The following is a 25,883-nucleotide window of genomic DNA, read 5'->3' as shown; positions in this document are numbered from 1 at the left end:
GAGCGGCCGACCGGCCCGCCGGGTCGGCTCACCGTTCCGCGACCACCATGGCCGACGCGATCCCGCCGTCGTGCGACAACGACAGGTGCCAGCGGTTGATCCCGCGCTCGGCCGCCGCGGCGGCCACCGTGCCGGAGACGGTCAGCCAGGGCCGGCCCTCCGGGTCGGGCACGACCTCGCAGTCGTGCCAGTTCAGCCCGGCCGGCGCGCCGAGCGCCTTGGCCACCGCCTCCTTGGCCGCGAACCGGGCGGCCATCGACTCCGGCGAGCGCGGGTTGCCGGCGCGGGTGTAGCGCTCGGCCTCGGTGAAGAGGCGGTCGGCGAGCAGCGGCGTGCGCGCCAGGGACCGGGCGAACCGGTCCACCAGCACCACGTCGATGCCGACAGCCACGATCACGGACCTCACCCTACCGGCGGTCGGGGCCCGGGAGCGGCGGTGGAGAACGCCTGTGGAAAACCCGGAATCCGGCGCGCCGGCGGTTGTCCACAGGGCCGGTGCGGGCGGTACGTCGAGCCCTAGCGTCCCGGATGTCCGTCGGGGTGCAGGGAGGTCGCCGTGGCCGAGGAACCGTTCAGCGTCGAGCCCGAGCTGTTGCGTGGGGTGGCCCGGGAGCTGGCCGACGACGCGCACCGGCTGGCTTGCGGGCCGGCCGCCGAGCCGGGGCTGGTGGTGCCGGCCGACGGCTGGGGGGCCGGGGTGGCGCTGGCCGAGCTGGAGGCCGGGGTGCAGCGCTGGTGCGGGTCTTTGGCCGCCCGGCTGGCGGCCACCGCGGAGGCGGTCCGGGCTGCCGCCGACGGCTACGAGGCGGTGGACGAGCGGGCGGCCCGCCGGCTCGCCGCAATCCCCCGGTGAGCGGGCAGGCGGTGCTTCGCACACCCGGGCGGATGCCGGCCGGGCGGTCGGAGCGGGCGGTGGAGGCCGTGCCGGTGGGCTACGCGCAGCTCTGGCGCGCCGACCGGGGTGCCTGGGCCGCCGCGGGCGCGGCCTGGCGGGGGCTGACCGGCCCGGTGCGGCGCCGGGTCGACGGGCTGACCGCCCGGATCGGCGCGCTGCGTCCCGGCTGGTCCGGCACGGCCTCGGCCACCGCGCGGGGGCGGATCGGCGAGCTGCGCACCGACCTCACCGACCTGCTGCCCGCGATGATCGAGGTCGACCAGGTGCTCGCCGAGTTCGCCGCCCGGGTGGGCGCGGCCAAGGCCCGGCTCGGCGCCGCCGTGGCACAGGCCGAGGCGGGCGGCCTGCTGGTGGACCGGGCCGGGACGGTGCGGCCCGATCCCGCCCGTCCCCGACCGGCCGCCCTGGTCGGCCCGGCCGTGGTGCGGGCGGGCGCCGAGATCCACGGCGCGCTGGCGCTGGCCGGCGCGGCAGACCGGGAGGCGGCCGGCCGGCTGGCGGAGCTGGCGTCGGCGGCGGTGACCGGCTGGGTGAGCGTCCCGCCGGCCTGGCGGCCCGCACCGGGGGCCGGACCGGCCGAGGTGAGCCGCTGGTGGGCCGGCCTCACCCCGGCCGAGCGCCGCTGGCTGGTCAGCCACGAGCCGGACCGGGTCGGCCGCCTCGACGGGGTGCCGGTGGCGGCCCGCGACCAGGCCAACCGGCTGCTGCTGGCCCGGCGCCGGGCCGAGCTGCTGGAGCGGCGCGCCGGGCTGCTGCGCCCGCTGCCGGCCGGTCCGCTCGAACTGGCCCGGCTGGCCCGGCTCGCCGGGGTGGAGGCGGCGCTGCGCGGCCTCGACGGGCTGGGCGAGCGGCTGGCCGCCCCGGTCGCGCCGCGGGCGTACCTGCTGGGGTTGGATCCGGCCGGGGACGGGCGGGCGGTGGTGGCGCTCGGCAACCCGGACCGGGCCGGCGCGGTGCTGACGTACGTGCCGGGGATGACCGCGGACCTCGCCGACGCACCGGCCGAGCTGGGCCGGGCCGCCCGGGTGCTGGACCGGTGCGCGGCCCTGGGGCCGGGCACGGAGGCGGCGGCCGTGCTCTGGCTGGACTACGACGCACCGGACTTCCTGCCCGAGGCGGCGCGCGGCCGCCAGGCCGCGGACGCCGGTCCGGCCCTGCACCGGTTCCAGGAGGGGCTGCGCGCCTCGCACGAGGGGCCGCCGGCCCGGCAGACCGTGCTCGGGCACAGCTACGGCTCGCTGGTGGTGGGCACCGCTGCCCGCGACCACGGGCTGGGCGCCGACGCGCTGGTCTTCGTCGGCTCCCCCGGCGTCGGCGTGGACCACGCGGCCGAGCTGCGGGTGTCGCCCGGCCAGGTCTGGGCCGCCACCGCGCCGGACGACGTGATCCGGCTGGCCCGGCCGCCCGAGGAGCTGGCCCGCCGGGCCCTGCTGGGCGGCACGCCGCTCGGCCGGGCCGCGGCGCTGCTCGACCCGCACGACGACCGGCTCTGGTTCGGCACCGACCCGAGCACTCCCGGTTTCGGCGGCCGGCGCTTCCCCAGCGGGCGCCACGGGCACGCCGGCTACTGGGATCCCGGCAACCCCGCTCTGGACGGGATGGCCCGGGTCGTGCTGGGCCGATGACCGCGACGCCGTTGGCCGGCGAGCCGGCGCCGCCGACCGCCGCGCTCTCCTCGATCGCCCGCGTCGACGCCGCCCGCGATCACCGGACACGGCGCGGCCCCTCCGCCGCGGGACGGAGGGGCCGCGACCGGGTCGACTACTCGACGGTGACCGACTTGGCCAGGTTCCGGGGCTGGTCGACGTCGTGCCCGCGGGCGGCGGCGATCTCGGCGGCGAGCACCTGGAGCGGCACCGTGGTCACCAGCGGGGCCAGCAGCGTGGGCGTGCGCGGCACGTAGATCAGGTGGTCGGCGTAGCGGACCACCGCCTCGTCGCCCTCCTCCGCGATCACGATGGTGCGGGCGCCACGGGCGCGCACCTCCTGGATGTTGGAGACGACCTTGTCGTGCAGCATGCCCCGGCCGACCGGCGACGGCACGATGCAGATGACCGGCGTGCCCTTGTCGATCAGCGAGATCGGGCCGTGCTTCAGCTCGCCGGCCGCGAAGCCCTCGGCGTGCATGTACGCCAGCTCCTTGAGCTTCAGCGCGCCTTCGAGGGCGACCGGGTAGCCCACGTGCCGCCCGATGAACAGCACCGTCGGCTCGGACTTCAGCTCACGCCCCAGCTCGCGGACCGGCTCGATCCGGTCCAGCAGCTCGCGCAGCTTGGCGGGCATCTCCTGGAGCTGGGCCACGACGGCGCCGACCTCGTCGGCGAACTTGATCCCGCGCACCTGGGCGAGGTGCAGCCCGATCAGGTAACAGGCGACGACCTGGGTGAGGAACGCCTTGGTGGACGCCACCGCGATCTCCGGGCCGCCGTGCGTGTAGAGCACCGCGTCGGACTCGCGCGGGATGGTGGAGCCGTTGGTGTTGCAGATGGCCAGCACGCGGGCCTTCTGATCCTTGGCGTGGCGCAGCGCCATCAGCGTGTCCATGGTCTCGCCGGACTGCGAGATCACCACGATCAGCGTGGACCGGTCCAGCACCGGGTCGCGGTAGCGGAACTCGCTGGCCAGCTCCACCTCGCAGGGGATGCGGGTCCAGTGCTCGATGGCGTACTTGGCGACCAGGCCGGCGTGGTAGGAGGTGCCGCAGGCCACGATGAAGATCTTGTCGACGTCGCGCAGGTCCTGCTCGCTGAGGCGCACCTCGTCGAGCGCGATCTCGCCGCTCTCGGTGAGCCGGCCGAGCAGCGTGTCGGCGATGGCCTGCGGCTGCTCCTCGATCTCCTTGAGCATGAACCAGTCGTAGCCACCCTTCTCGGCGGCCGACGAGTCCCAGTCGATGTGGAAGTCCTTGCCGGTCGCGGGCTGGCCGGCGAAGTCGGTGATCTCGATGCTCTCCGGCGTGATCAGGACGATCTGGTCCTGGCCCAGCTCGACCGCGTCGCGGGTGTGCTCGATGAACGCGGCCACGTCGCTGGCCAGGTAGTTCTCGCCGTCACCGCGGCCGACCACGAGGGGCGAGTTGCGCCGGGCGCCGACCACCGCGCCGGGGATGCCGGCGTCGACGGCGAGGAGCGTGAAGGCGCCCTCCAGCCGCTGGCAGACCAGCCGCATGGCGGAGGCGAGCAGCTGCGGGCTGTCGACCTCGCCGGCCGAGCGCAGGTCGGCCAGGGAGCGGGCGAGCAGGTGTGCGGCGCACTCGGTGTCGGTGTCGCTGGCGAACTCGACGCCGTCGGCCTCCAGCTCGGCGCGGAGCTTCGCGAAGTTCTCGATGATGCCGTTGTGGATCACGGCGACCCGGCCGTCCGGGGAGAGGTGCGGGTGGGCGTTGCGGTCGGTCGGGCCGCCGTGGGTGGCCCACCGGGTGTGGCCGATGCTTGTGGTGCCGTCGCCGATGCCGATCGGGCTGGCCGCGCAGGACTCCGGGTCGGTGGCGGCGCGCTCGGCCAGCACCTTCTCCAGGTTGGCCAGCTTGCCCGCCTTCTTCTCGATCAGCAGCTCGTCGTCGCAGACGACCGCGACGCCCGCCGAGTCGTAGCCGCGGTACTCCAGCCGCCGCAGTCCGTCCAGCACGATGCCGAGCGCCGGGCGCGCACCGGCGTAACCCACGATTCCACACATGGTCCGCAGCCTAACCCAGTTTCGCTCATTGCGCGTGCTCGGAAGTCCGGTAAACGATCACTGAATTTGAGCGAACCGGTGAGCGGATGAAGAGGATCGGACAAACCACCCAGGCAGTCCGGCGGACCGAAGCGTGTCCGGCGGGACCCGGGCCGGCACCGCGCGGGTACGTGCGGCTGGTCGTCGGGCCGTACATTGAGGGCCCCGGTCGGGGCGACCCCCGGCCCCGCCCCTCCCGCGGTCGTCCGCGCCGTCCCCTGCGAGCTGAGCCGATGTCCGAGACGACCCCCACCCCCGAGCCGGGGCACAGCACGACCCCCACCCCCGAGCCGGGGCACAGCACCGGCCCGAGCGACCCGACCGCACCGCCGGCCGCCCCGGAGCCCACGACCTGGACGCCGCCGGACCCGCTCACCGCCCCGCAGCCCTGGGCGCCGCCCGCCCCCTGGGCGCCGGCTCCGTGGACCCCGAGCCCGTGGGGCCCGCCCGCGTCCGCCGCGCCCGGCGGGGCACCGAACCCGTGGGACCAACCGGGACCGGCCGCGCCCGGCGGGACTCCGAACCCGTGGGACCAACCGGGACCGGCCGCGCCCGGCGGGACTCCGAACCCGTGGGGCCCGGCGGGACCGGCGGGACCGGCGGTGCCGGGCGCACCCGGAACAGCTCCGCCGCCCGGTGCCGGCGGGGATCCGACGGCATTCCCGGGGGCGGCCGGCTGGACGGCGACTCCCGATCCGCACGCCCCGGGCGGCACGCCGCGCCCGGCCGTCCCGACGCCGGGCCCGGCCGGCGCCCCGCCCGTGCCGCCCTGGCCCGGCGGCGCCCCGGGGCCGGGTTGGCCGCCGGCCGGCTACCCGCCGCCGTACGCGTACCCCGCGGCGGCGCCGCCCCGGTCGGGCGGCGGGTGGGTCGTGCCCGTCGTGGTGACCGTGGTCATCGCCCTGGTGCTCGCCTTCTGCGGCTGCGTCGGCCTGGGCGTGCTGGGCAGCTTCGTCGACGACTCGACCACCTCCGGGCAGCCGTACGACCCGGAGTTCGACGAGCCGGACTTCGATGAGCCGGACGGCAGCCCCGCCGGGGAACCCACCCCCACGGTGGCCGCGCCGCCGGTCCCCGCCATCACCCCGTCGGGCGGGCGGGGCCGCTTCACTGTGGTGTACGAGATCACCGGCACCGGAGCCGCGAACGTCGACTTCTACGACGCCAACGGCGACTTCCTCCACGTGGACGGTATGCAGCCACCGTGGCGGCTGGCGTTCACCGCCAACGACCGGAAACAGGTGCAGATCGTCGCCCTGGCCGACAACCAGAGCCGCGACGGGGTGACCTGCCGGATCACCATCAACGGGAAGGTCGTCTCCCGGGATTCGAGCGCGACGGGAGGGATAGCGACCTGTTTCGGGTGGTGACGCCGCCGGCGCGTCGGCGGTGGTCTTGCGGCGTCGGCGCCGGGCCGTAGGCTGGCCGGCGTGACGACGACCGATCCGCTGGTGGCCCGGATGCGGCCGTTCGGCACCACCATCTTCGCCGAGATGTCGGCGCTGGCCGTGCGCACCGGCGCGGTCAACCTCGGGCAGGGCTTCCCGGACACCGACGGGCCGCCGGAGATGCTCGCCGCGGCCGCCGAGGCGCTGCGGTCCGGCCACAACCAGTACCCGCCGGGTCCGGGCATCCCGGCGCTGCGCGCGGCCGTCGCGGCCCACCAGCGCCGGTTCTGGGGCCTGGAGTACGACCCGGACGGCGAGATCGTGGTGACCGCGGGCGCCACCGAGGCGATCGCGGCGAGCATCCTCGCTCTCTGCGAGCCGGGCGACGAGGTGGTGTGCTTCGAGCCCTACTACGACTCGTACGCGGCCTCGATCGCCCTGGCCGGCGCGGTCCGCCGCCCGGTGACGCTGCGTCCCGGCGCCGACGGCCGCTACGCCTTCGACCCGGCGGAGCTGCGGGCGGCGTTCGGGCCGCGTACGCGGCTGGTGCTGCTGAACACCCCGCACAACCCGACCGGCAAGGTCTTCACTGCCGACGAGCTGGCCCTGGTGGCCGAGCTGTGCCAGGAGCACGGCGCGTACGCGGTCACCGACGAGGTCTACGAGCACCTGGTCTTCACCGACGCCGCCGCCCCGCACCTGCCGCTGGCGACGTTCCCCGGCATGCGCGAGCGGACCCTGCGCATCTCCTCGGCCGGCAAGACGTTCTCCTGCACCGGCTGGAAGGTCGGCTGGGTGAGTGGCCCGGCGCCGCTGGTCGCCGCGGTGCTGCGGGTGAAGCAGTTCCTCACCTTCGTCAACGCCGGCCCGCTGCAACCGGCCGTGGCCGTGGCGCTCGGCCTGCCGGACGCCTACTTCGCCGACTTCCGGGAGGGGATGCAGCGGCGGCGGGACCAGCTCGTCGCCGGCCTCACCGACGCCGGGTTCGGCGTGCTCGCGCCGGAGGGGACATACTTCGTCACCGCCGACGTCACGCCGCTCGGCGGGCGGGACGGGGTGGAGTTCTGCCGGTCGCTGCCGGAGCGCTGCGGCGTGGTGGCGGTGCCGACGCAGGTCTTCTACGACGACGCGGAGGCGGGCCGGCGACTGGTCCGGTTCGCGTTCTGCAAGCGGCCCGAGGTGCTGGCCGAGGCGGTCACCCGGCTGCGCCGGCTCAGGGAGGACGGATGACCGACTCGTACGCCGACCGGATGCGCCGGCTCGCCGCCCAGCGCGACTGCGGCACGGTGCTCTCCGGCGTCCGGCCGGCCTCCGTGCGGGAGCAGCTCACGGCGCTCGGCGCGGCCGTGCCGGAGGACCTGCTGCCCGACTTCTACGGCGAGGGCGGGGCGGTCGAGGAGCTGGAGCGCCGGGTCGCCGGGCTGCTCGGCACGGAGGCGGCCGCCTTCTTCCCCACCGGCACGATGGCCCAGCAGGTGGCGATGCGCCACGGCGCCGAGCTGACCGGCCGGGAGGCGGTCGGCCTGCACCCGCTCAGCCACCCGCTGCTGCACGAGCGCGACGCGTACGCGGTGCTCGGCGGGCTGCGGGCGGTGCGGACCACGGAGGCGCCGCGCAACCCGACGGCCGAGGAGGTGGCCGCGCTCGACGAGCCGATCGGCACCCTGTTCCTGGAGCTGCCGCTGCGGGACGCCGGCTTCGTCCTGCCGACCTGGGACGAGCTGGTCGCGGTGGTCGGCGCCGCCCGGGAGCGGGGCGCCCGGGTGCACCTGGACGGGGCCCGGCTGTGGGAGTCCACCGTCCACCTGGGGCACTCGGCGGCGGAGATCGCGGCCCTGGCCGACAGCACGTACGTCTCGTTCTACAAGTCCCTCGGCGGCCACTCCGGGGCGGCGCTGGCCGGCGACGCCGAGCTGGTCCGGTACGCCCGCGCCTGGCGGCACCGCTACGGGGGCACCCTGTTCCAGCAGTGGCCGGCGGCCCTCGCCGCGCTGGCCGGCCTGGAGCGGGAGCTGCCCCGGCTGGCCGGCTACGTGGCGCACGCGAAGCGGGTGGCGGAGGCGCTGTCCGCCCTGCCCGGCGCGCGGGTCCACCCGGCGCCGCCGCACACCCACCAGTTCCGCCTCTGGCTGCCGCACCCCGCGGAGGACCTGAACGCGGCCAACCTCGCCCTCGCGGAGGAGGAGAAGGCGTGGTTCGCGGGCGGCTGGCGGGACACCGAGGTGCCGGGCCTGGCGCTGACCGAGGTGACGGTGGCGGGCCCGGCCCTGGAGCTGGACGCCGACCAGATCCTCGACCTGGCCGACCGGTTCCTCCGCCGGGTGGCCTCGCGCTGACCGCGGCCTGACGACCCACCTGCCCGTGCCGGGACCGGCGGGGTGCGAGCTGGGCAGCCCTCGACCCGGTAGCGGTCAGCCCGCGGCACGTCCCCGGGCCCCCGATGCGAGCTGGGCAGCACCCGGCAGCGGTCAGCCGGCGGCATGTGCCGGGCCGGGACCGGCTGCCGGCGTCGCCGGGCCGGGCCGTTGCGCCGCAAGCGTCCGGAGTGCCGCGCCCCCGTCGGCGAGCAGCGCCGACTCGGCGTCGTCGACGAAGGCCAGGTCGGCCTCGACGTGGCGGCTGGCGGCCGAGAGCAGCAGCCGGACCACGGGGTCCTCGGAACGACGGCGCAACGTGTCGAGGTTGCGCAGTTCCCGCAGCAGGTGGGCGCGCTGGTTCGCGAGCACGGTCCGGACCACGGCAGCCTCGCCGGACCGGGCCGCGGCGGTGATCTTCAGGAAGAAGTCGTCCCGGAACCCGCCGCTGCGCGGGCTGGGTTCGGCGAGCCAGCGGTCCAGCTCGGCCCGGCCGGCCGGGGTGATCTCGTAGACCACCCGGTCCGGCTTCACCGGCTGGGCGTGCCGCTCGGCAACCACGAGGTCGTCGCGGGAGAGCCGGTCGAGGATCTGGTAGAGGTGCCCGATGTTGAGCGGGCCCCACTGCGGTCCGACCGCCGCCTCGAAGGCGCCCTTGAGCTCGTAGCCGTAGCTGGGGCCGCGGGCGAGCAGGGCCAGGACCGCGTGCTGGATCGCCACCGTCTCCTCCGATCCGGTTCCGGACAGGCACCCGTGCGGGGCCTTGCATTGTCACAATGTATCGCGCACAGTGTGGTCAGCACACGGGGAGGCGCGACATGTTCCACGTCATCTGGGGGCAGCTTCGTGGCCGTGCGGGACGGTCGGTGGCGCTGCTGGCCGGCGTGCTGGTGGCGACCACCGGCTTCGTCGTCCTGACGGGCGCCACCACCACCTCACGGCTCGCCGTCACCGGCACCGTCGAGCGGAACACGCGCGCCGCGTACGACATCCTGGTCCGTCCGAAGGGGACGCGGACCCCGCTGGAGGCGGAGCGGCGACTCGTCCGGCCCAACTACCTGTCCGGGCTCTACGGCGGCATCACGACCGCCCAGTACGAACAGGTGAAGGCCGTTGACGGGATCGACGTCGCCGCCCCGATCGCGATGCTCGGCTACTCCACCACGGAGCTCCGCGTGCCCGTCGACCTGACCGACGCGGTCGACCGGTCGCTGGACCGCCAGGTCATCCGCGTGGACCGGACCTTCCTCGCCGAGCGGGGCCTCACCCACGCCCCGGCCGACCCGGTCTACGTCTACGTCACGAAGCACCCGCTGCTCTACCCGCAGAACCAGGGGTTCACCTCCGACGCCATCCCCTACAGCGACGGCCGCAGCTACGACTCGCAACTGTGCGGCGACGCGCCTCGGGAGGTGCTGCCGGGCGGGCGGAGCGGGCCGATCTGCGACCCGGGCTGGTACCAGGGCGCCACCCCGGACGCCTTCAGCGAGCGGCAGACCTGGTCGGTCGACGCGTTCCGGCTGCTGCCCGACGGGCGCTTCGAGACGGCGAACCGGGCCGCACAAGGGGCGCCGCCGTCCCGGTTGTCCGACCGGCTGGTCGTCACACTGCGGCGGCCGGTGCCGTTCCTGCTCGCGGCCGTCGACCCGGATGCCGAGCAGCGGCTGGTCGGGCTCTCCGCCACGGTGGTGGACGGCCGCCCGCTGACCTCGGCCGACACACTCCGGACGACGAGCTCGGGAAGTACGCGCAGCCAGACCCTCCCCGTGCTGGTCAGCGCCCGCCCATACCTGGACGGCACGATCCGCACGACCTGGACCCGGATCACGCCCCGGGGCAGCATCGCCGATGTCTTCCCGGACAAGCTGGCTCAGACGTTGCGTGGTGCGCCTGCCGTGCCGGCCGGAGGCACCGAACGCGACTCGGCGGACGCGTACCGGGCGCAGCTCGCCGCCGGCCAGGGCCGTGGAAAGTGCTGCTGGGGGCAGCTCCAGCGAATCGTCCAGCCCGGTCAGACCGGGTACGACCAACTACCGGACGGCGCCCTGCACGCCAGGACCGCCCCCAGGTCCGGTGTCTACGACGATCGCCGGGTCTCGACCCTGCTCAGCCGCCCCTGGTTGACCGACGACACCCCGTTCCGCCCACTGACCGAACTGCACATGTCGCGCACCCTGGACGTGCGGGGGTGGCAGTCCGTGGGCGTGTTCGACCCGGAGGAGCTCACCGGCTTCAACGACCTGGGCAAGGTCCCGCTGGAGACGTACGAGCCGCCGGTGGCGCAGGGCGCCGACGACCGCAGCCGCACCGCGCTGGGCGGGCGACCACTGGAGCCGAGCGGCAACCCGGCCGGCTACCTCTCCGCCCCGCCGCTGCTGCTGACCACCCTGGCCGGCGTCTCCGAATTCCTGGAGGGCAGCGCGAGCCCGCAGCGCACCGCGCCGATCAGCGCGATCCGGGTACGGGTGGCGGACGTCGACGGCTACAGCGAGCGCTCCGCCGAGCGGGTCCGGCTGATCGCCGAGCGGATCACCCAGGCCACCGGCCTCGACGTCGACATCACGCTCGGCTCCTCCCCCGCGCCGCAGAGCGTGGAGCTGCCGGCCGGCGCGTTCGGCCGCCCCGAGCTGCGGCTGACCGAGAACTGGTCCGCACTGGGCGTCGCCTCCACCATCACGAAGGCCGTCGACCGCAAGAGCGCCGCGCTCTTCCTGCTGGTGCTGGTGGTCTGCGTGCTCTTCCTCGGCAACGCGGTCTCCGCCGCCGTCCGGGACCGCCGGCCGGAGCTGGCGGTGCTCGCCTGCCTCGGCTGGCCGGCCCGCCGGATCGGCGCGCTCCTCCTCGGCGAGGTCGCCACACTGGGCCTGGCCGCCGGGGTGCTGGCGGTCGGCCTCGCCTTCCCGCTCGGCGCCGCCCTGGGTATACGCGTCGACTGGGAACGGGCGCTGCTCGCCGTACCGGTGGCTCTGCTGCTGGCGCTGGTCGCCGGCCTGGCGCCGGCGCTGCGGGCCGCGCGCGCCCACCCGGCCGCCACCCTGCGCCCGCCGGTGGCCAGCGCCCGGTGGGTACGCCGGCCACGCACCCTGGCCGGCCTGGCCCTGGTGAACCTGGCCCGGACCCCGGGCCGCACCGTCCTCGGCGCGGGCGCGCTGGCCATCGGGGTGGCCGCGCTGACCCTCGTCGCCGCCACCGCGTACGCCTTCCGGGGCGCGATCGTGGGCAGCCTGCTCGGTGACACCGTGTCGCTCAGCGTGCGCGGGGCGGACGCCCTCGCGGCGGTGGCCACGGTGCTGCTCGGGGCCGGCGCGGTCGCCGACGTGCTCTACCTGAACATCCGGGACCGCGCCGCCGAGCTGGCCACGCTGCGCGCCACCGGCTGGACCGACGCCGCGCTGGGCCGCCTGGTCGGCTACGAGGGCTTCCTGCTCGGCGTGCTCGGCGCGGTCACCGGCGCCGGCCTCGGGCTCGGCGGAGCGGCCTGGCTGGTCGGCGACGTGCCGGCCGCGCTGGTGGCCGTGGCCGCCGCCGTGGCGCTGGCCGGGGTGCTCGTCACCTGCCTGGCGGCACTCGTCCCGGCCGCGCTGCTGCGCCGCCTTCCCACCGCACGACTGCTGGCAGAGGAGTGACCATGGACGCGACGACGGGCAGTACGGTACGCACCGCCGGACTGGTCCGGCAGTTCCGCAGCGGCACCGAGCGGCTCACCGCCGTCGACGACGTGTCGCTGGACGTGGCGGCGGGGTCGGTGGTGGCGCTGACCGGGCCGAGCGGCTCCGGCAAGTCCACCCTGCTGCACCTGATCGGCGCCATCGAGCAGGCCGACCGGGGATCGGTGACGGTCGACGACGTGGAGGTCACCACGCTGCGCCGGGCGGCGCTGGCCCGGTACCGCCAGCGGGTCGGCTTCGTCTTCCAGCGCTACCACCTGCTGCCCGCGCTGACCGTGCTGGACAACGTGATCGCTCCGGTGCTGCCCCGTCGGGGCCGCGCCGACCACGCGGCCCGCGCGCGGGAGTTGCTGGAGGCGGTGGGGCTCGCCGGCCGGGAACGCGCGCTGCCCGCCCAGCTCTCCGGTGGCCAGCAGCAGCGGGTGGCGATCGCCCGGGCCCTGATGGGCGCGCCCCGACTCCTGCTGGCCGACGAGCCGACCGGCAACCTCGACTCGACCACCGGCGCCCAGATCCTCGACCTGCTGCTCGACCTGCGCGACCGGCACGGGATGACGATCCTGCTCGCCACTCACGAACAGGCCGTCGCCGCCCGGTGCGACCGCCTGGTCCGCCTCGGCGACGGCCGGGTCGTCGAGGACGTCGACCTCACCGACGGCGAGGACCCGGCCGACACCTACGACCGGGTCACACGGCTGCGTCTGTAGCGGGTCAGGCCGCCGGGCTGGCGCTGCGCACCTGATCGGCGATGCGCTCGGCGACGGCCCGGGCGGTCGCCTCGGTGGCGGCCTCGACCATGACGCGGACCAGCGGCTCGGTGCCCGAGGGGCGGAGCAGTACCCGGCCGGTCTCGCCCAACTCGGCCTCGGCCCGCTCCACCTCGGCGCGGACGGCCGGCGCGGCGGCGCCCACGGTGCGGTCGCCCACCGGCACGTTGATCAGCACCTGGGGCAGCTTGGTCACCACCGACGCCAGCTCGGCCAGCGACTGCCCGGTCTGCGCCATCCGGGACATCAGGTGCAGCCCGGTGAGCACACCGTCGCCCGTGGTCGCGTACGCGGGCATCACGATGTGCCCGCTCTGCTCGCCGCCCAGCGCCAGGCCGGAGGCGCGCAACTCCTCCAGCACGTACCTGTCGCCGACCTTGGTCTCGACGAGCCGGATGCCCTGCGCGGACATGGCCAGCCGCAGGCCGAGGTTGCTCATCACGGTGGCGACCAGGGTGTCCTGGGTCAGCTCGCCGGCCTCCCGCATGGCCAGGGCGAGGATCGCCATGACCTGGTCGCCGTCGACCTCCTCGCCGTCGGCGGTGACCGCGACGCAGCGGTCGGCGTCACCGTCGTGGGCGATGCCGAGGTGCGCGCCGTGCTCGACCACGGCGGCGCGCAGCGCGTCGATGTGGTTGGAGCCGCACTCGTCGTTGATGTTCAGGCCGTCCGGCTCGGCGTAGATGGCGATCACCTCGGCGCCGGCCTCCCGGTACGCCACCGGGGCGACGTCGGCGGCCGCGCCGTTGGCGCAGTCGACCACGACCTTGATGCCGTCCAGCCGGTGCGGCACGGTGCCGACCAGGTGCTGGACGTAGTGGTCCGCGCCGTCGAGCAGGTCGTGCACCCGGCCGACCCCGGCGCCGATCGGGCGCTCCCAGGCGGTGGTGGCGTTCGCCTCGACGGCCGCCTCGATCCGCATCTCGATTTCGTCGGGCAGCTTGTGCCCGCCGGCGGCGAAGAGCTTGATGCCGTTGTCCGGCATCGGGTTGTGCGAGGCGGAGAGCATGACGCCCAGGTCGGCCTTGGCCTCGGCGGTGAGGAACGCGACCGCGGGGGTGGGCAGCACGCCGACCCGGACCACGTTGGCGCCGGCGCTGGTCAGCCCGGCGACCACGGCGGCCTCCAGCATCTCGCCGCTGGCCCGGGTGTCCCGGCCCACCACGGCGAGCGGCGGATGGCTCTTGTCCGTCTCGGCCAGCGTGTGGGCGGCGGCCACCGCCACCGCGAGCGCCAACTCCGGGGTGAGATCCGCGTTCGCCCGCCCGCGTACGCCGTCCGTGCCGAACAACCGGCCCATACCCGCCAACCTCCGATGGACTGCCGTTGTGAGGAGAGAAACGGAACGGCCGGGCCACCTCCCCGGGAAGTGGGGAGGCGGACCCGGCCGTCCGTCAGAAGTACACGGCGCTGGTGGTGATCAGCGCTTCGAGTACTGGGGAGCCTTACGGGCCTTCTTGAGGCCGTACTTCTTGCTCTCCTTGACCCGGGCGTCACGGGTCAGGAAGCCGGCCTTCTTGAGGGCCGGGCGGTCGTCGGGCTCGCTGACGATCAGCGCCCGGGCGATGGCGAGCCGCAGCGCGCCGGCCTGGCCGGTGGTGCCGCCGCCCCGCAGGTTGGCGATCACGTCGAAGGCCTCGGGCTTCTCGGCGGTGACCAGCGGGTCCTTGATGAGCTGCTGGTGCACCTTGCTCGGGAAGTAGGTCTCGAGGTCGCGGCCGTTGCAGGTGATCTTGCCGCTGCCCGGGACGATGCGGACCCGGACGATGGCCTCCTTGCGGCGACCCACGGTCTGGATCGGGCGGTCGCCACGAGGCGCGCGCGCGACGGGCGCCGGCGCCTCGGTGGCCTCGGGGGCGACCTCGGTGGCGGTGATGTCGGTCATGCTGCTTCCTTCGCCCGCGCTCACTGCGCGATCTGCTTGATCTCGAACGGCACCGGCTGCTGCGCGCCGTGCGGGTGCTCGGCACCGGCGTAGACCTTCAGCTTCTTGAGAATCTGGCGGCCCAGCTTGTTGTGCGGGAGCATGCCCTTCACGGCCAGCTCGATGGCCCGCTCGGGCCGCTTGGTCAGCAGCTCGTCGTAGCCGACCTGCTTCAGACCACCCGGGTAGCCGGAGTGGCGGTAAGCGACCTTGGTCTGGCGCTTGTTGCCGGTCAGCGCGACCTTGCCCGCGTTCACGATGACGACGAAGTCGCCCGTGTCGACGTGCGGCGCGAAAGTCGGCTTGTGCTTACCACGCAGCAGCGTGGCGGCGTGGGTCGCGAGGCGGCCCAGCACGACATCAGAGGCGTCGATGACGTGCCACTGACGCTCGATCTCACCCGGCTTCGGGCTGTACGTACGCACAGGTCTACCTTGTCTCGTCGTCGGTCTGGGGTCGCGCGCCGAGGTGACCAGGCGCGCACGAACGACCAAGCGTACCTGATGCGGCACGCCTAAGAATGTCGTACAACAGCAGGCAACGATACCCGGCCGCCCGGCGGCAGGTCAAAACGGGGTGCCACCCCGCGTGGCCTGCGCCTTTCCCATGGCGGAGGTCACACGCCGGCCAGCTTACGCGGCCCCGGCCGCAGGTACACCACCCAGGTCACCAGGAAGCAGAGCGCGTACCAGGCGATGAAGGCCAGGTAGGCGGCGTCGGCGGTGCCGGCGGTCAGGAACGACTGCCGGAACGCCACGTTCACCAGCACCCCGCCCGAGGCGCCGACCGCCCCCGCGATGCCGATCAACGCCCCGGAGAGCCGCCGGGCCCGCCGCTCGGCCGCCTCCCGGTCCCCGGTCAGCTCCGCCTCGGCGGCGGCCCGGGCCCGGAAGATCGCCGGGATCATCTTGTACGTCGACCCGTTGCCGATCCCGGAGAAGACGAAGAGCGCCAGGAACCCGGCCAGGTAGAGCGGGAAGGACCGGTCCCGGGCGGCGAAGAGCACCAGCCCCGCGCCGGCGGCCATTGCCACGAAGTTCCAGAAGGTGACCCGGGCCCCGCCGAGCCGGTCGGCGAGCTGGCCACCGAACGGCCGGATCAGCGAGCCGATGAGCGGCCCGAGGAAGGTCAGCCAGGCGGCGTCGACAGGGGTGGGGAACCGGTCGTGGAACTGGAGCTGGAGCACCTGGCCGAAGGCGAACCCGAAGCCGATGAACGAGCCGAAGGTGCCGATGTAGAGCAGGGACATCACCCAGGTGTGCGGGTCGCGGGCCGCCGCGCGCAGCGCGCCGGGCTCGTTGCGCGCACCCGGGACGTTGTCCAGCCAGCGCGCCGCGGCCAGCGCCGCGACCACGATCAGCGGCAGGTAGACCGCCGGCACCAGCCGGGGGTACGCGGCGCCGGCGGTGGCCAGCACCGCCAGCCCGACGAGCTGCACGGCCGGCACGCCGAGGTTGCCGCCGCCGGCGTTGAGCCCGAGCGCCCGGCCCTTGAGCCGGTCCGGGAAGAACAGGTTGATGTTCGCCATGGACGAGGCGAAGTTGCCGCCGCCCACGCCGGTCAGGCAGCCCAGGACCATGAGCGTGGCGTACGACACGCCGGGCTCGATCAGCACCGCCATGGGCACCGCGGGCACCAGGAGCAGCAGCGCGCTCACGATGGTCCAGTTCCGCCCGCCGAACCGGGCCACCGCCAGGGTGTACGGCAGCCGCAGCACCGCGCCCAGCGCGGCCGGCACGGCGGTGAGCAGGAACTTCCCGGCCGGGTCGATGCCGTACTCGGGGCCGAGGAAGAGAACCATCACCGACCAGAGGCTCCACACGGAGAAGCCGACATGCTCGGCGAAGATCGAGACGTACAGGTTGCGGCGGGCGACCGGCGCCCCGGTCGTGGCCCAGAACTCCGGATCCTCCGGGCGCCATTCGGTGATCCGTCCCGCGCGGCCGGTGGCGGCCGGCGCCAGGGTGGTGGGGGAAGCGAGCGTGCTCACGGCGACTCCTCCTCGTCGGTGACGAGAGGGACGCTAGGAACGGGCGGTTTCCCGGCCGTGCCCGCCGCGCGTCGGCCCGGAAACGGAGATCGCACGTCCGCCGCCGGGCGGCCGTGAAGCTCCTCAGATCTCCTGGAGGATGCGCAAAGCGCGGGCCACCCGTTGCATGGTCTCGGTGTCGGCCACGTCCACGCACTCGGTGAACCACTTCTTCATGGGCGAGGAGAGCCGGTCGGGCATCACCACGTAGCCGCCCATCGGCACGGCCAGGGGCGAGTCGCGCAGCAGCGACTCCTCGACCACCTCGACGACGATCACGATCGGCACGGCTGTGGAGTTGTAGACGTCGGAGCTGATGACCAGGCCGAGCCGTTCCCGGGCGCCGGAGATGCGCCAGACCTCTCCCCTACGCAGCACTCGGCCGCCCGCCGCCGAACAGCGCGTCGTCGACCAGCGCGGCCTCCTGGGCGTCGGCCAGCGCGGCGGACTCCAGGTCCAGGCCGGCACGGGCGACCGCCTCGGCGTGCGCGGTGAAGACCTCGCGCAGCGCCTTCTCCCGGGCGGCCCGGTCCATCCAGGCGGAGAGGGAGAGCCCTTCCCGCTTGGCGAACCGGCGCGCCTCCTCGATCGTCTCGTCGGAGAACGACAGTGTCACCTTGGCGGTCATGCCGGACAGATTACCCACCGGTATGACCGCCAGTCATCCCCGCTCGCACCGGTCGCCGAACCGGACACTAGGCCACGCTCAGGGACGGCGACCCCCGAAGACCGCGAACCGCCACTCCTTGAAGAAGCAGTCCACGTCGACCAGGCCGGCCTCGGCGAGCCAGCGGCACTGGTCGGTCACCGGGGCCGGCCGGTCGTGCCGCATCCGCTCGCGGGCGCCGGCGATCTCCGCCGCGTCCGAGCCCAGCTCGGTGATCCGGGCCGTCCAGACCTCGTCGTAGCGCCGGTCGAGCGCGGGGGTCGGGCCGGCCACCTGCTCGGCGTTGACGAGGACGCCGCCGGGGGCCAGCGCCTCGGCCGCCCGCCGGTAGAGCGCCCGCTTGCCGTCGTCGTCCAGGTGGTGGATGGCCAGCGCGGAGACCACCGCGTCGTACCGGCCGGCGGGCAGCGGGTCGGCCAGGTCGGCGAGCACCGTGCGGTGCGGCACCCCGCGGGCGGCCAGGTGCCCGGTGGCGACCGCCAGCATGCCGGGCGCGGCGTCGACAAGGGTGAGCCGGACCCCGGGGACCGCCGCGGCCAGCAGCAGGGAGAGCAGGCCGGTGCCCGCGCCCAGGTCCAGCACCTCGGGGGTACGCCCCGACGCGAGCGCCGCCCGCAGCGGCGGCGCGGCCACCTCGACGGCCGTGCCGTAGAAGGCGTCGAAGCAGGGCACGAGCCGGCGCCGGGCCGCGTCGTAGCTTCCCGCCACCGCGTCGAACGCGTCCGCCACACTCATGCGCGCCTCCCACAATCCGAGATTCTTGTCTCACATTCTAAGCCCTGCCGACCGGTCCGTCACTCCCGTGCGGTGTGAGGTGCTCTTGACAGGACCGAAACAGAAGGGACCCGGACCGGAAACCGCCTGACGGCACGCTTTCCCGACATGACAGACGGTGCACGCGTGGCGACGCGGCCGGGGGTACGGCCACCCCGGGAGGCCGCCACGCACTGCCCGTACTGCGCGCTCCAGTGCGGCATGGTGCTGCGGCAGACCGGGGAGCGGATCGAGGTGGCGCCCCGCGACTTCCCCACCAACCGGGGCGGCCTCTGCCAGAAGGGCTGGACGGCCGCCGACCTGCTCGACCACCCCGACCGCCTGACCACCCCGCTGCTGCGGGACCGGCCCGGCGGCGACCTGCGCCCGGCCGGCTGGGACGAGGCGCTCGACCGGGTCGGCGCCGGGCTGCGGGAGATCCAGGAGCGGCACGGGCGGGACGCCGTCGCGGTCTTCGGCGGCGGCGGGCTGACCAACGAGAAGGCGTACGCGCTCGGCAAGTTCGCCCGGGTGGCGCTGCGCACCCGGCACATCGACTACAACGGACGCTGGTGCATGTCCTCGGCCGCGGCGGCCGGGACGCGCGCGTTCGGCCTCGACCGGGGGCTCCCCTTCCCCCTCGCCGACCTGGGGCGGGCGGACACCCTGCTGCTGGTCGGCGCGAACCCGGCCGAGACCATGCCGCCGCTCATGCGCCACCTCGCCGACCAGCGCGAGCGGGGCGGCCGGCTGATCGTCGTCGACCCGCGGCTCACCGCCACCGCCCGCCAGGCGGACCTGCACCTGCAACCGCTGCCCGGCACCGACCTGGCGGTGGCCAACGCGCTGCTGCACATCGCGCTCACCGAGGGGTGGCTCGACCGGGCGTACGTGGCCGACCGGACCACCGGCTTCGACGAGGTCCGGCGGACCGTGGCCGGCTGCTGGCCGGCCGAGGCGGAGCGGCTCTCCGGGGTGCCGGTGGCCGACCTGGAGGCGACCGCCCGGGCCCTGGCCACCGTGGACCGCGCGATCATCCTCACCGCGCGGGGCGCGGAACAGCACGCCAAGGGCGTCGACACGGTCACCGCGTTCATCAACCTGGCGCTCGCCCTGGGCCTGCCCGGCCGCCCCGGCTCCGGCTACGGCTGCCTCACCGGGCAGGGCAACGGGCAGGGCGGCCGGGAGCACGGGCAGAAGGCCGACCAGTTGCCCGGCTACCGGCGGATCGACGACCCGGCGGCCCGGGAGCACGTGGCCGCGGTCTGGGGCGTCGACCCCGCGGAGCTGCCCGGGCCCGGCGTACCGGCCTACCAGCTCCTCGACTCCCTCGGCACCGCGGACGGCCCCCGGGCGCTGCTGGTCTTCGGGTCCAACCCGGTGGTGTCGGCGCCCCGCGCGGCCCGGGTCGAGTCCCGGCTGCGCGACCTGGACCTGCTGGTGGTGGCCGACCTCGTGCGCTCGGAGACCGCCGAACTGGCCGACGTGGTGCTGCCCGTCGCCCAGTGGGCCGAGGAGGACGGCACCATGACCAACCTGGAGGGTCGGGTGCTGCGCCGCCGCGCCCTGCGGGAGCCCCCGCCCGGCGTCCGCACCGACCTGGCCGTCCTCGCCGGGCTGGCGGCCCGCCTGCAAGGAAGGGTCCCTTCTTATCGCGAAATGCATAACAAGGGCCCCCTCCTAACGCCCACGGAGGCGTTTCCGACCGACCCGGCCGAGGTCTTCGCGGAGCTGCGCCGCGCCTCGGCCGGCGGGCCCGCCGACTACTCGGGGGTCAGCTGGGAGCGGATCGACGCCGACACCGGCGTCTTCTGGCCCTGCCCCGACGAGGGCGGGCCGGACACCCCCCGGCTCTTCGCCGACAGGTTCCCCACCCCCGACGGCCGGGCCCGGTTCCGGGCGGTGACCCACCGGCCGGCCGCCGAGCCGGTCTGCGCCGACTACCCGCTGCACTTCACCACCGGCCGGGTGCTCGCCCAGTACCAGTCCGGCGCGCAGACCCGGCGGGTCGCCGCGCTGCGCCGGGCCGCCCCCGGCGGCTTCGTCGAGCTGCACCCCGACCTGGCCGGCCGGCTCGGCGTGGCCGACGGCGAGGAGGTCCGGGTGGTCTCCCGCCGGGGCGAGCTGCGCGCGCCCGCCCGGCTCAGCCCGGCGATCCGGCCGGACACCGTCTTCGCGCCGTTCCACTGGCCGGGGGCAGCCCGTGCCAACTCGGTGACCAACGACGCCGTCGACCCGGTCTCCGGGATGCCCGAGTTCAAGATCTGCGCCGTCCGGGTGGAGAAGGCATGACCGAGCGAATCGTCATCGTGGGATACGGCATGGCGGGCGCCCGCCTCGCCGCCGAACTGCATGCGCGGGACGGGGACCGCAAGGTCACCGTGCTCGGGGCGGAGCCGCACCGGGCGTACAACCGGATCATGCTGTCCACCCTGCTCGCCGGCAAGATCGACGAGCCGGACGTGGAGCTGGCCGAGGTCGCCGGGCAGGGCGCCGACGTGCGCACCGGCACCGCGGTCACCGCCATCGACCGGGCCGCGCGCGAGGTACGCACCGCAGACGGCGACCGGCACGGCTACGACCACCTGGTCCTGGCCACCGGCAGCCGGGCCCTCGTGCCGCCGCTCCCCGGGCTCGACCCCCTCCCCGACCGGGTCGTCCCGTTCCGCACCCTGGACGACTGCCGGCGGATCCTCGCCGCCGCGAGGGGCGCCCGCAGCGCCCTGGTGCTCGGCGGCGGGCTGCTCGGGCTGGAGGCGGCCCGCGGGCTCGCCGCCCGGGGGCTGGACGTGACGGTGGTCCACCCGGTCGGGCACCTGATGGAGCGGCAGCTCGACCAGCCGGCCGGCGCGGTCCTCGCCGGCACCCTCGCCGGGCTCGGGGTGCGTACCCGGCTGGGCGTCACGGCGACCGGGGTGACCGCCGACGCCGACGGCGTCCGCCTCGACCTCGACGACGGCGACTCGCTCGCGGCCGACCTGCTGGTCCTCTCCTGCGGCGTACGCCCCGACACCGCGCTGGCCGCCGCGGCCGGGTTGGCGGTGGACCGCGGCGTGGTGGTGGACGACCGGATGCGCACCAGCGACCGGCGGATCTCGGCCATCGGAGACTGCGCCCAGCACGGCGGGACGCTGACCGGCCTGGTCGCCCCGGCGTGGGCGCAGGCCCGGGTGGTGGCCGAGGTGCTGACCGGCGCCGACCCGCTGGTCCGCTACCGGCCGCGGCCCGTGGTGACCCGGCTCAAGGCGGCCGGCATCGACCTGGCCGCCATGGGCGACGCCGTCGACGCGCCGGACGGGGGCGCGCCGGTCGAGGAGCTGACCTTCGCCGACCCGGCCCGGGGCACGTACGCCCGGCTGCGGATCCGCGACGAGCGGCTGACCGGCGCCATCCTGCTCGGCGACAACCCGGCGGTCGGCACCGTGGTGCAGCTCTTCGACCGGGGCGCGCCGGTTCCGGCGGACCGCCGGTCGCTGCTGCTCGGGCGGGCGTTCGGGGCGGCGCCGGCCACGCCCGCCGCGTCCCCGGCGCTGATGCCGGACGCGGCCACGGTGTGCCAGTGCAACGACGTGAGCAAGGGTGCCCTGGTGGCGTGCTGGCGCGCCGGCGCGCGGACCGCCGCGGAGCTGTCCGCGGCGACCCGCGCGGCCACCGGGTGCGGCGGCTGCCGGGACGCGGTGGCCGGCATCGCCGGGTGGCTGGCCGAGGTGGATCCGGCGGCGGCGCCGACAGCTGGCGGGATGGACCGTGTGGAGGTGACGCGATGAGCGGCAGGTTGGTGGTCGTCGGCAACGGCATGGTCGGGCAGCGCTTCGTCGAGGCGTTGCGGGCCCGGGACCAGGAGCGGCGCTGGCAGGTCACGGTGCTCGGCGAGGAGCGGAGGCCGGCGTACGACCGGGTGCGGCTCTCGGCCTTCTTCGACGGGGTGAGTGCCGAGGAGCTGAACCTGCACACCCCCGACGACGGGGTGGAGCTGCGGCTCGGCGAGCCGGCGCTGGCGCTCGACCGGGCGCGGCGGGTGGTGACGACCGCGACCGGCGAGCACCCGTACGACGCGCTGGTGCTGGCCACCGGCTCGTCGGCGTTCGTGCCCCCGATCGGCGGCGCCGACCTGCCGGGGGTCTTCGTCTACCGGACGCTTGACGACCTCGCGGCGATCCGCGCGCACGCCGAGGGCCGGCGCACCGGGGCGGTCATCGGCGGCGGGCTGCTCGGCCTGGAGGCGGCGAACGCGCTGCGCCTGCTGGGTCTGTCCACCAGCGTTGTCGAGTTCGCGCCCCGGCTCATGCCGGTGCAGGTGGACGAGGCGGGCGGGGCCATGCTCCGCCGCTACGTCGAGGAACTGGGCGTCACCACGTACCTCGGGGTGGCCACCAGCGCGCTGCGCCCCGGCCCGGACGGCACGGTCGGCGCGCTGGAGCTTTCCGACGGGCGCACGGTCGAGGCGGACCTCGTCGTGGTGGCCGCCGGCATCCGGCCCCGGGACGAGCTGGCCCGGGCGGCGGGGCTGCCGCTCGGCCCGCGCGGCGGGGTGCTTGTCGACGCCGGCTGCCGGACGGCCGACGAGCGGATCTGGGCGGTCGGTGAGTGCGCCGCCGTGGACGGCACCTGCCACGGTCTGGTCGCCCCCGGGTACGCGACCGCCGAGGTGGTCGCCGACCGGCTGCTCGGCGGGGCGGCCACCTTCCCGGGCGCGGACACCGCCACCAAGCTCAAGCTGCTCGGCGTGGACGTGGCCTCGTTCGGCGACGCGCACGGCGTCACCCCGGGCTGCCTCGACGTCACGTTCACCGACCCGGCCACCCGGTCGTACGCGAAGCTGGTCCTCTCCGACGACGCGAAGACGCTGCTCGGCGGCGTGCTGGTGGGCGACGCGAGCGCGTACCCGACGCTGCGGGCGAGTGTCGGCGGGCCGCTGCCCGCTCCCCCGCTGGCGCTGCTGGCCCCGGCGGGCGGTGCGGGCGCCGGGGCCGGCGCGCTGCCGGCCGCCGCGCAGGTCTGCTCCTGCAACGCGGTGACCCGGGCCGACCTGGACGCGGCCATCGCCGGCGGGGCGACCGACGTGCCGGCCCTGAAGGCGTGCACCCGGGCCGGGACGAGCTGCGGCTCCTGCGTGCCGATGCTCAAGCAGCTCCTCGACGCGGCCGGGGTGCGGCAGTCCACCGCGCTCTGCGAGCACTTCGACGCCGGCCGGCAGGAGCTGTTCGACATCGTCCGGGTCCGGGGCATCCGCACCTTCTCCCAGCTCATCGCCGAGCACGGGCGCGGCCGCGGTTGCGACATCTGCAAGCCGGTGGTGGCCTCGATCCTCGCCTCGCTGGGCACCGGGCACGTGCTCGACGGCGAGCAGGCGTCCCTCCAGGACACCAACGACCACTTCCTGGCCAACCTGCAACGCGACGGCAGCTACTCGGTGGTGCCGCGGATTCCCGGCGGCGAGATCACCCCGGAGAAGCTGATCGTGATCGGCGAGGTGGCGCGGGACTTCCGGCTCTACACCAAGATCACCGGCGGGCAGCGCATCGACCTGTTCGGCGCCCGGGTCGAGCAGCTCCCGCAGATCTGGCGCCGGCTGGTGGACGCCGGTTTCGAGTCCGGCCACGCGTACGGCAAGGCGCTGCGGACCGTGAAGTCCTGCGTCGGCGAGACCTGGTGCCGGTACGGGGTGCAGGACTCCGTCGGGCTGGCCGTCGCCCTGGAACTGCGCTACCGGGGGCTGCGCGCCCCGCACAAGCTCAAGTCGGCGGTCTCCGGCTGCGCCCGGGAGTGCGCCGAGGCCCGCAGCAAGGACTTCGGCATCATCGCCACCGAGACCGGCTGGAACCTCTACGTGGGGGGCAACGGCGGGTTCCGGCCCCGGCACGCCGACCTGTTCGCCACTGATCTATCCACAGAAGCACTGATTCGACTAATCGATAGATTCTTAATCTATTACATCCGTACCGCCGACCGGTTGCAGCGCACCGCCGCCTGGATCGAGGCGATGGACGGCGGCCTCGACCACCTCCGGTCGGTGCTCGTGGACGACTCGCTCGGGCTCTGCGCCGAACTCGACGCGGCCATGGTGCGGCACGTCGCCGGGTACTCCGACGAGTGGCGGGACGTGCTGGAGGACCCGGAGCGGCTGCGCCGCTTCACCTCCTTCGTCAACGCACCCGACGTGCCCGACCCGTCCATCAGTTTCGCGGTGGAGCGCGGCCAACCGGTGCCCGCCCGCGGCGCCCCGCCGGGCGCCGGCGGCCGCCGCCAGCCGGTCGCGCTGGGCCTTCCGGAGGTACGGCGATGAGCGCCCCGACGATGGTGGCCTGGACGGCCGTCTGCCCGCTGGACCGGCTGGACCCGGACCGGGGCGTGGCAGCCCTGGTCGACGGGGTGCAGGTGGCCCTCTTCCGCACCGGCGGCGAGCTGTACGCGGTCGACAACCTCGACCCGGTGGGCGGCGCGCACGTGATGTCCCGGGGCATCGTGGGCAGCCGCGGCGGCCTGCCGACGCTCGCCTCCCCGCTGCACAAGCAGGTCTACGACCTGACCACCGGACGGTGCCTGGACCTCCCGGGCGTGGCGCTGCGGCGGCACGAGGTGCGCTGCCGGGACGGCCTCGTCGAGGTGCGGTTGCGACAGGAGGAGTAGATGCGGGAGGAACTGGCCGGCTTCACCATCGGGGTCACCGCGGACCGGCGGCGCGACGAGCTGGCCGCGCTGCTGCAGCGGCGGGGCGCGCGGGTGGTGCTCGCCCCGGCGCTGCGGATCGTGCCGCTGGCCGACGACACCGACCTGCGCGAGGCCACCCGGGCCTGCCTGGAGCGCCCGCCGGACGTGCTCATGGCGAACACCGGCATCGGGATGCGCGGCTGGCTGGAGGCGGCCGAGGGCTGGGGACTGGCCGAGCCGCTGCGCGCCGTGCTGGCCCGGTCGTACGTGGTGGCCCGTGGCCCCAAGGCGACCGGGGCGATCCGGGCGGCCGGGCTGCGCGAGCACTGGTCCCCCGCCTCGGAGAGCTGCGACGAGGTGGTCGAGCACCTGGTCCGGCGCGGCGTGGCCGGCCAGGTCATCGCGCTGCAACTGCACGGCGAGCGGCAGCCGGAGTGCACCGAGGCGCTGGAGTCGGCCGGGGCCACGGTGATCGAGGTGCCGGTCTACCGCTGGGCGCCGCCGACCGACCCGGCGCCGTTGCACCGGCTCATCGACCTGGTCGCCGGGCGGATGGTCGACGCCGTGACGTTCACCTCCGCCCCGGCGGCCGAGGCGCTGCTGCGGGCGGCCGGCGACCGGACCGAGACGGTCCTGGCGGCCCTGCGCGGAGACGTGCTGGCCAGCTGCGTCGGCGCGGTCACGGCCGAGCCCCTGGTGCGGCGGGGGGTGCCGGTGAGCGCCCCGAACCGGGCCCGGCTGGGCGCCCTGGTCCGGACGATCGTCGACGAGCTGCCCCGCCGGACGGTGACCGTGAAGGCCGGCGGGCACCTGCTGACCCTGCGCGGCCACGCCGCGGTGGTGGACGGCGAGCTGCGCCCACTCGCGCCGGCCCCGATGGCGGTGCTGCGGGCGCTGGCGGTCGCGCCCGGGAAGGTGCTGTCCCGCACCGCCCTGCTGCGTACCCTGCCGCGGGGCGCGGACGAGCACGCGGTGGAGATGGCGGTCGCCCGCCTGCGGGTCGGGCTCGACGCCCCCCGCGTGGTGCAGACCGTGGTGAAGCGCGGCTACCGGCTGCGGGTCGACTGACCCCG

Annotated in this window: 22 protein-coding genes; 12 read left to right on the top strand and 10 right to left on the bottom strand. The window is 75.3% G+C overall.

From position 1 onward, the window contains the following. Positions 1 to 28: 28 nt before the first annotated feature. Positions 29 to 397: a holo-ACP synthase gene (locus GA0070603_RS23855; protein ID WP_091318098.1), complete on the bottom strand. Its 369-nt coding sequence runs from the start codon at positions 395 to 397 to the stop codon at positions 29 to 31. 159 nt (positions 398 to 556) lie between these two features. Between GA0070603_RS23855 and GA0070603_RS23850 the strand changes: the two genes are divergently transcribed. Beyond that, a complete protein-coding gene (locus tag GA0070603_RS23850) occupies positions 557 to 853 on the top strand; it encodes a type VII secretion target (RefSeq protein WP_091318096.1) in 297 nt (98 codons plus the stop codon). Then, positions 850 to 2,520 carry an alpha/beta hydrolase gene (locus GA0070603_RS23845; protein WP_244282597.1) on the top strand — a complete coding sequence of 557 codons (1,671 nt, stop codon included), beginning with the start codon at positions 850 to 852 and terminating at the stop codon, positions 2,518 to 2,520. Before GA0070603_RS23850 ends, GA0070603_RS23845 begins: the two co-directional genes overlap by 4 nt. A gap of 136 nt (positions 2,521 to 2,656) precedes the next feature. Here GA0070603_RS23845 and glmS read toward each other — a convergent pair whose 3' ends face one another. Continuing rightward, positions 2,657 to 4,570 (bottom strand): glutamine--fructose-6-phosphate transaminase (isomerizing), encoded by a 1,914-nt coding sequence (gene glmS / locus GA0070603_RS23840; protein ID WP_091318090.1) that lies wholly within the window; start codon positions 4,568 to 4,570, stop codon positions 2,657 to 2,659. 911 nt (positions 4,571 to 5,481) lie between these two features. On the opposite strand from glmS, the gene GA0070603_RS32160 reads away from it, so the two are divergent. Genes GA0070603_RS32160 through GA0070603_RS23825 form a run of 3 tightly spaced genes read left to right on the top strand, consistent with a single transcriptional unit; the run spans position 5,482 to position 8,333 of the window. Next, positions 5,482 to 5,979, top strand: a complete 498-nt coding sequence (locus tag GA0070603_RS32160; RefSeq protein WP_244282596.1) for an MmpS family transport accessory protein — start codon at positions 5,482 to 5,484, stop codon at positions 5,977 to 5,979. A gap of 60 nt (positions 5,980 to 6,039) precedes the next feature. Next, complete coding sequence (locus tag GA0070603_RS23830; protein WP_091318084.1) at positions 6,040 to 7,227, top strand: pyridoxal phosphate-dependent aminotransferase; 1,188 nt, start codon at positions 6,040 to 6,042, stop codon at positions 7,225 to 7,227. After that, positions 7,224 to 8,333 (top strand): threonine aldolase family protein, encoded by a 1,110-nt coding sequence (locus tag GA0070603_RS23825; protein ID WP_091318081.1) that lies wholly within the window; start codon positions 7,224 to 7,226, stop codon positions 8,331 to 8,333. The genes GA0070603_RS23830 and GA0070603_RS23825 overlap by 4 nt, the downstream gene beginning before the upstream one ends. A gap of 132 nt (positions 8,334 to 8,465) precedes the next feature. Here the strand turns inward: GA0070603_RS23825 and GA0070603_RS23820 are convergent, their stop codons facing one another. Further along, positions 8,466 to 9,071 (bottom strand): PadR family transcriptional regulator, encoded by a 606-nt coding sequence (locus tag GA0070603_RS23820; RefSeq protein WP_139131927.1) that lies wholly within the window; start codon positions 9,069 to 9,071, stop codon positions 8,466 to 8,468. Positions 9,072 to 9,169: 98 nt separating this feature from the next. On the opposite strand from GA0070603_RS23820, the gene GA0070603_RS23815 reads away from it, so the two are divergent. Continuing rightward, the gene (locus GA0070603_RS23815; protein WP_139131926.1) at positions 9,170 to 11,977 is read left to right on the top strand and encodes an FtsX-like permease family protein; all 2,808 of its coding nucleotides are present in this window, start codon (positions 9,170 to 9,172) and stop codon (positions 11,975 to 11,977) included. Positions 11,978 to 11,979: 2 nt separating this feature from the next. Next, positions 11,980 to 12,726 (top strand): ABC transporter ATP-binding protein, encoded by a 747-nt coding sequence (locus GA0070603_RS23810; RefSeq protein WP_091318073.1) that lies wholly within the window; start codon positions 11,980 to 11,982, stop codon positions 12,724 to 12,726. A 4-nt stretch (positions 12,727 to 12,730) separates the two neighbouring features. Here GA0070603_RS23810 and glmM read toward each other — a convergent pair whose 3' ends face one another. The 7 genes from glmM to GA0070603_RS23775 all read right to left on the bottom strand — a co-directional run bounded on the left by glmM (position 12,731) and on the right by GA0070603_RS23775 (position 18,141). Next, positions 12,731 to 14,086, bottom strand: coding sequence for a phosphoglucosamine mutase (gene glmM, locus GA0070603_RS23805; RefSeq protein ID WP_091318070.1), 1,356 nt, complete (start codon positions 14,084 to 14,086; stop codon positions 12,731 to 12,733). A gap of 120 nt (positions 14,087 to 14,206) precedes the next feature. Continuing rightward, on the bottom strand, positions 14,207 to 14,671 hold the full coding sequence (gene rpsI / locus GA0070603_RS23800) for a 30S ribosomal protein S9 (protein WP_091318068.1): 465 nt from the start codon (positions 14,669 to 14,671) through the stop codon (positions 14,207 to 14,209). Positions 14,672 to 14,691: 20 nt separating this feature from the next. Next, the gene (gene rplM, locus GA0070603_RS23795; RefSeq protein ID WP_091318066.1) at positions 14,692 to 15,135 is read right to left on the bottom strand and encodes a 50S ribosomal protein L13; all 444 of its coding nucleotides are present in this window, start codon (positions 15,133 to 15,135) and stop codon (positions 14,692 to 14,694) included. Between the two features lie 191 nt (positions 15,136 to 15,326). Then, complete coding sequence (locus GA0070603_RS23790) at positions 15,327 to 16,700, bottom strand: nitrate/nitrite transporter (RefSeq protein WP_091318064.1); 1,374 nt, start codon at positions 16,698 to 16,700, stop codon at positions 15,327 to 15,329. Positions 16,701 to 16,823: 123 nt separating this feature from the next. After that, complete coding sequence (locus tag GA0070603_RS23785; RefSeq protein ID WP_091318061.1) at positions 16,824 to 17,117, bottom strand: type II toxin-antitoxin system PemK/MazF family toxin; 294 nt, start codon at positions 17,115 to 17,117, stop codon at positions 16,824 to 16,826. Then, positions 17,107 to 17,367 carry a DUF6364 family protein gene (locus GA0070603_RS23780; protein WP_091318059.1) on the bottom strand — a complete coding sequence of 87 codons (261 nt, stop codon included), beginning with the start codon at positions 17,365 to 17,367 and terminating at the stop codon, positions 17,107 to 17,109. The genes GA0070603_RS23785 and GA0070603_RS23780 overlap by 11 nt, the downstream gene beginning before the upstream one ends. Before the next feature lie 78 nt (positions 17,368 to 17,445). Continuing rightward, the gene (locus GA0070603_RS23775; protein ID WP_091318056.1) at positions 17,446 to 18,141 is read right to left on the bottom strand and encodes a class I SAM-dependent methyltransferase; all 696 of its coding nucleotides are present in this window, start codon (positions 18,139 to 18,141) and stop codon (positions 17,446 to 17,448) included. A gap of 147 nt (positions 18,142 to 18,288) precedes the next feature. Between GA0070603_RS23775 and GA0070603_RS23770 the strand changes: the two genes are divergently transcribed. Genes GA0070603_RS23770 through GA0070603_RS23750 form a run of 5 tightly spaced genes read left to right on the top strand, consistent with a single transcriptional unit; the run spans position 18,289 to position 25,878 of the window. Beyond that, the gene (locus GA0070603_RS23770) at positions 18,289 to 20,451 is read left to right on the top strand and encodes a molybdopterin oxidoreductase family protein (RefSeq protein ID WP_091318053.1); all 2,163 of its coding nucleotides are present in this window, start codon (positions 18,289 to 18,291) and stop codon (positions 20,449 to 20,451) included. After that, a complete protein-coding gene (locus GA0070603_RS23765) occupies positions 20,448 to 21,926 on the top strand; it encodes an FAD-dependent oxidoreductase (RefSeq protein ID WP_091318051.1) in 1,479 nt (492 codons plus the stop codon). Before GA0070603_RS23770 ends, GA0070603_RS23765 begins: the two co-directional genes overlap by 4 nt. Continuing rightward, the gene (gene nirB, locus GA0070603_RS23760) at positions 21,923 to 24,445 is read left to right on the top strand and encodes a nitrite reductase large subunit NirB (protein WP_091318048.1); all 2,523 of its coding nucleotides are present in this window, start codon (positions 21,923 to 21,925) and stop codon (positions 24,443 to 24,445) included. Before GA0070603_RS23765 ends, nirB begins: the two co-directional genes overlap by 4 nt. After that, positions 24,442 to 24,789 carry a nitrite reductase small subunit NirD gene (gene nirD / locus GA0070603_RS23755; RefSeq protein ID WP_091318045.1) on the top strand — a complete coding sequence of 116 codons (348 nt, stop codon included), beginning with the start codon at positions 24,442 to 24,444 and terminating at the stop codon, positions 24,787 to 24,789. The genes nirB and nirD overlap by 4 nt, the downstream gene beginning before the upstream one ends. Next, on the top strand, positions 24,790 to 25,878 hold the full coding sequence (locus GA0070603_RS23750; RefSeq protein ID WP_091318043.1) for a uroporphyrinogen-III synthase: 1,089 nt from the start codon (positions 24,790 to 24,792) through the stop codon (positions 25,876 to 25,878). Positions 25,879 to 25,883: the final 5 nt, after the last annotated feature.

The organism is Micromonospora chersina (assembly GCF_900091475.1).
GTDB lineage: Bacteria > Actinomycetota > Actinomycetes > Mycobacteriales > Micromonosporaceae > Micromonospora > Micromonospora chersina.
Note: the sequence above shows the minus strand (reverse complement) of the source record. Positions and strands in the feature narration are given on the sequence as shown.

What these genes read in the sequence shown, in the direction of transcription:
- glmS (WP_091318090.1), bottom strand. Translation starts at nt 4,570, where the DNA reads ATGTGTGGAATCGTGGGTTACGCCGGTGCGCGCCCGGCGCTCGGCATC.
- GA0070603_RS23825 (WP_091318081.1), top strand. Translation starts at nt 7,224, where the DNA reads ATGACCGACTCGTACGCCGACCGGATGCGCCGGCTCGCCGCCCAGCGC.
- GA0070603_RS23815 (WP_139131926.1), top strand. Translation starts at nt 9,170, where the DNA reads ATGTTCCACGTCATCTGGGGGCAGCTTCGTGGCCGTGCGGGACGGTCG.
- GA0070603_RS23810 (WP_091318073.1), top strand. Translation starts at nt 11,980, where the DNA reads ATGGACGCGACGACGGGCAGTACGGTACGCACCGCCGGACTGGTCCGG.
- glmM (WP_091318070.1), bottom strand. Translation starts at nt 14,086, where the DNA reads ATGGGCCGGTTGTTCGGCACGGACGGCGTACGCGGGCGGGCGAACGCG.
- rpsI (WP_091318068.1), bottom strand. Translation starts at nt 14,671, where the DNA reads ATGACCGACATCACCGCCACCGAGGTCGCCCCCGAGGCCACCGAGGCG.
- GA0070603_RS23780 (WP_091318059.1), bottom strand. Translation starts at nt 17,367, where the DNA reads ATGACCGCCAAGGTGACACTGTCGTTCTCCGACGAGACGATCGAGGAG.
- GA0070603_RS23775 (WP_091318056.1), bottom strand. Translation starts at nt 18,141, where the DNA reads ATGAGTGTGGCGGACGCGTTCGACGCGGTGGCGGGAAGCTACGACGCG.
- GA0070603_RS23770 (WP_091318053.1), top strand. Translation starts at nt 18,289, where the DNA reads ATGACAGACGGTGCACGCGTGGCGACGCGGCCGGGGGTACGGCCACCC.
- GA0070603_RS23765 (WP_091318051.1), top strand. Translation starts at nt 20,448, where the DNA reads ATGACCGAGCGAATCGTCATCGTGGGATACGGCATGGCGGGCGCCCGC.
- nirB (WP_091318048.1), top strand. Translation starts at nt 21,923, where the DNA reads ATGAGCGGCAGGTTGGTGGTCGTCGGCAACGGCATGGTCGGGCAGCGC.
- nirD (WP_091318045.1), top strand. Translation starts at nt 24,442, where the DNA reads ATGAGCGCCCCGACGATGGTGGCCTGGACGGCCGTCTGCCCGCTGGAC.
- GA0070603_RS23750 (WP_091318043.1), top strand. Translation starts at nt 24,790, where the DNA reads ATGCGGGAGGAACTGGCCGGCTTCACCATCGGGGTCACCGCGGACCGG.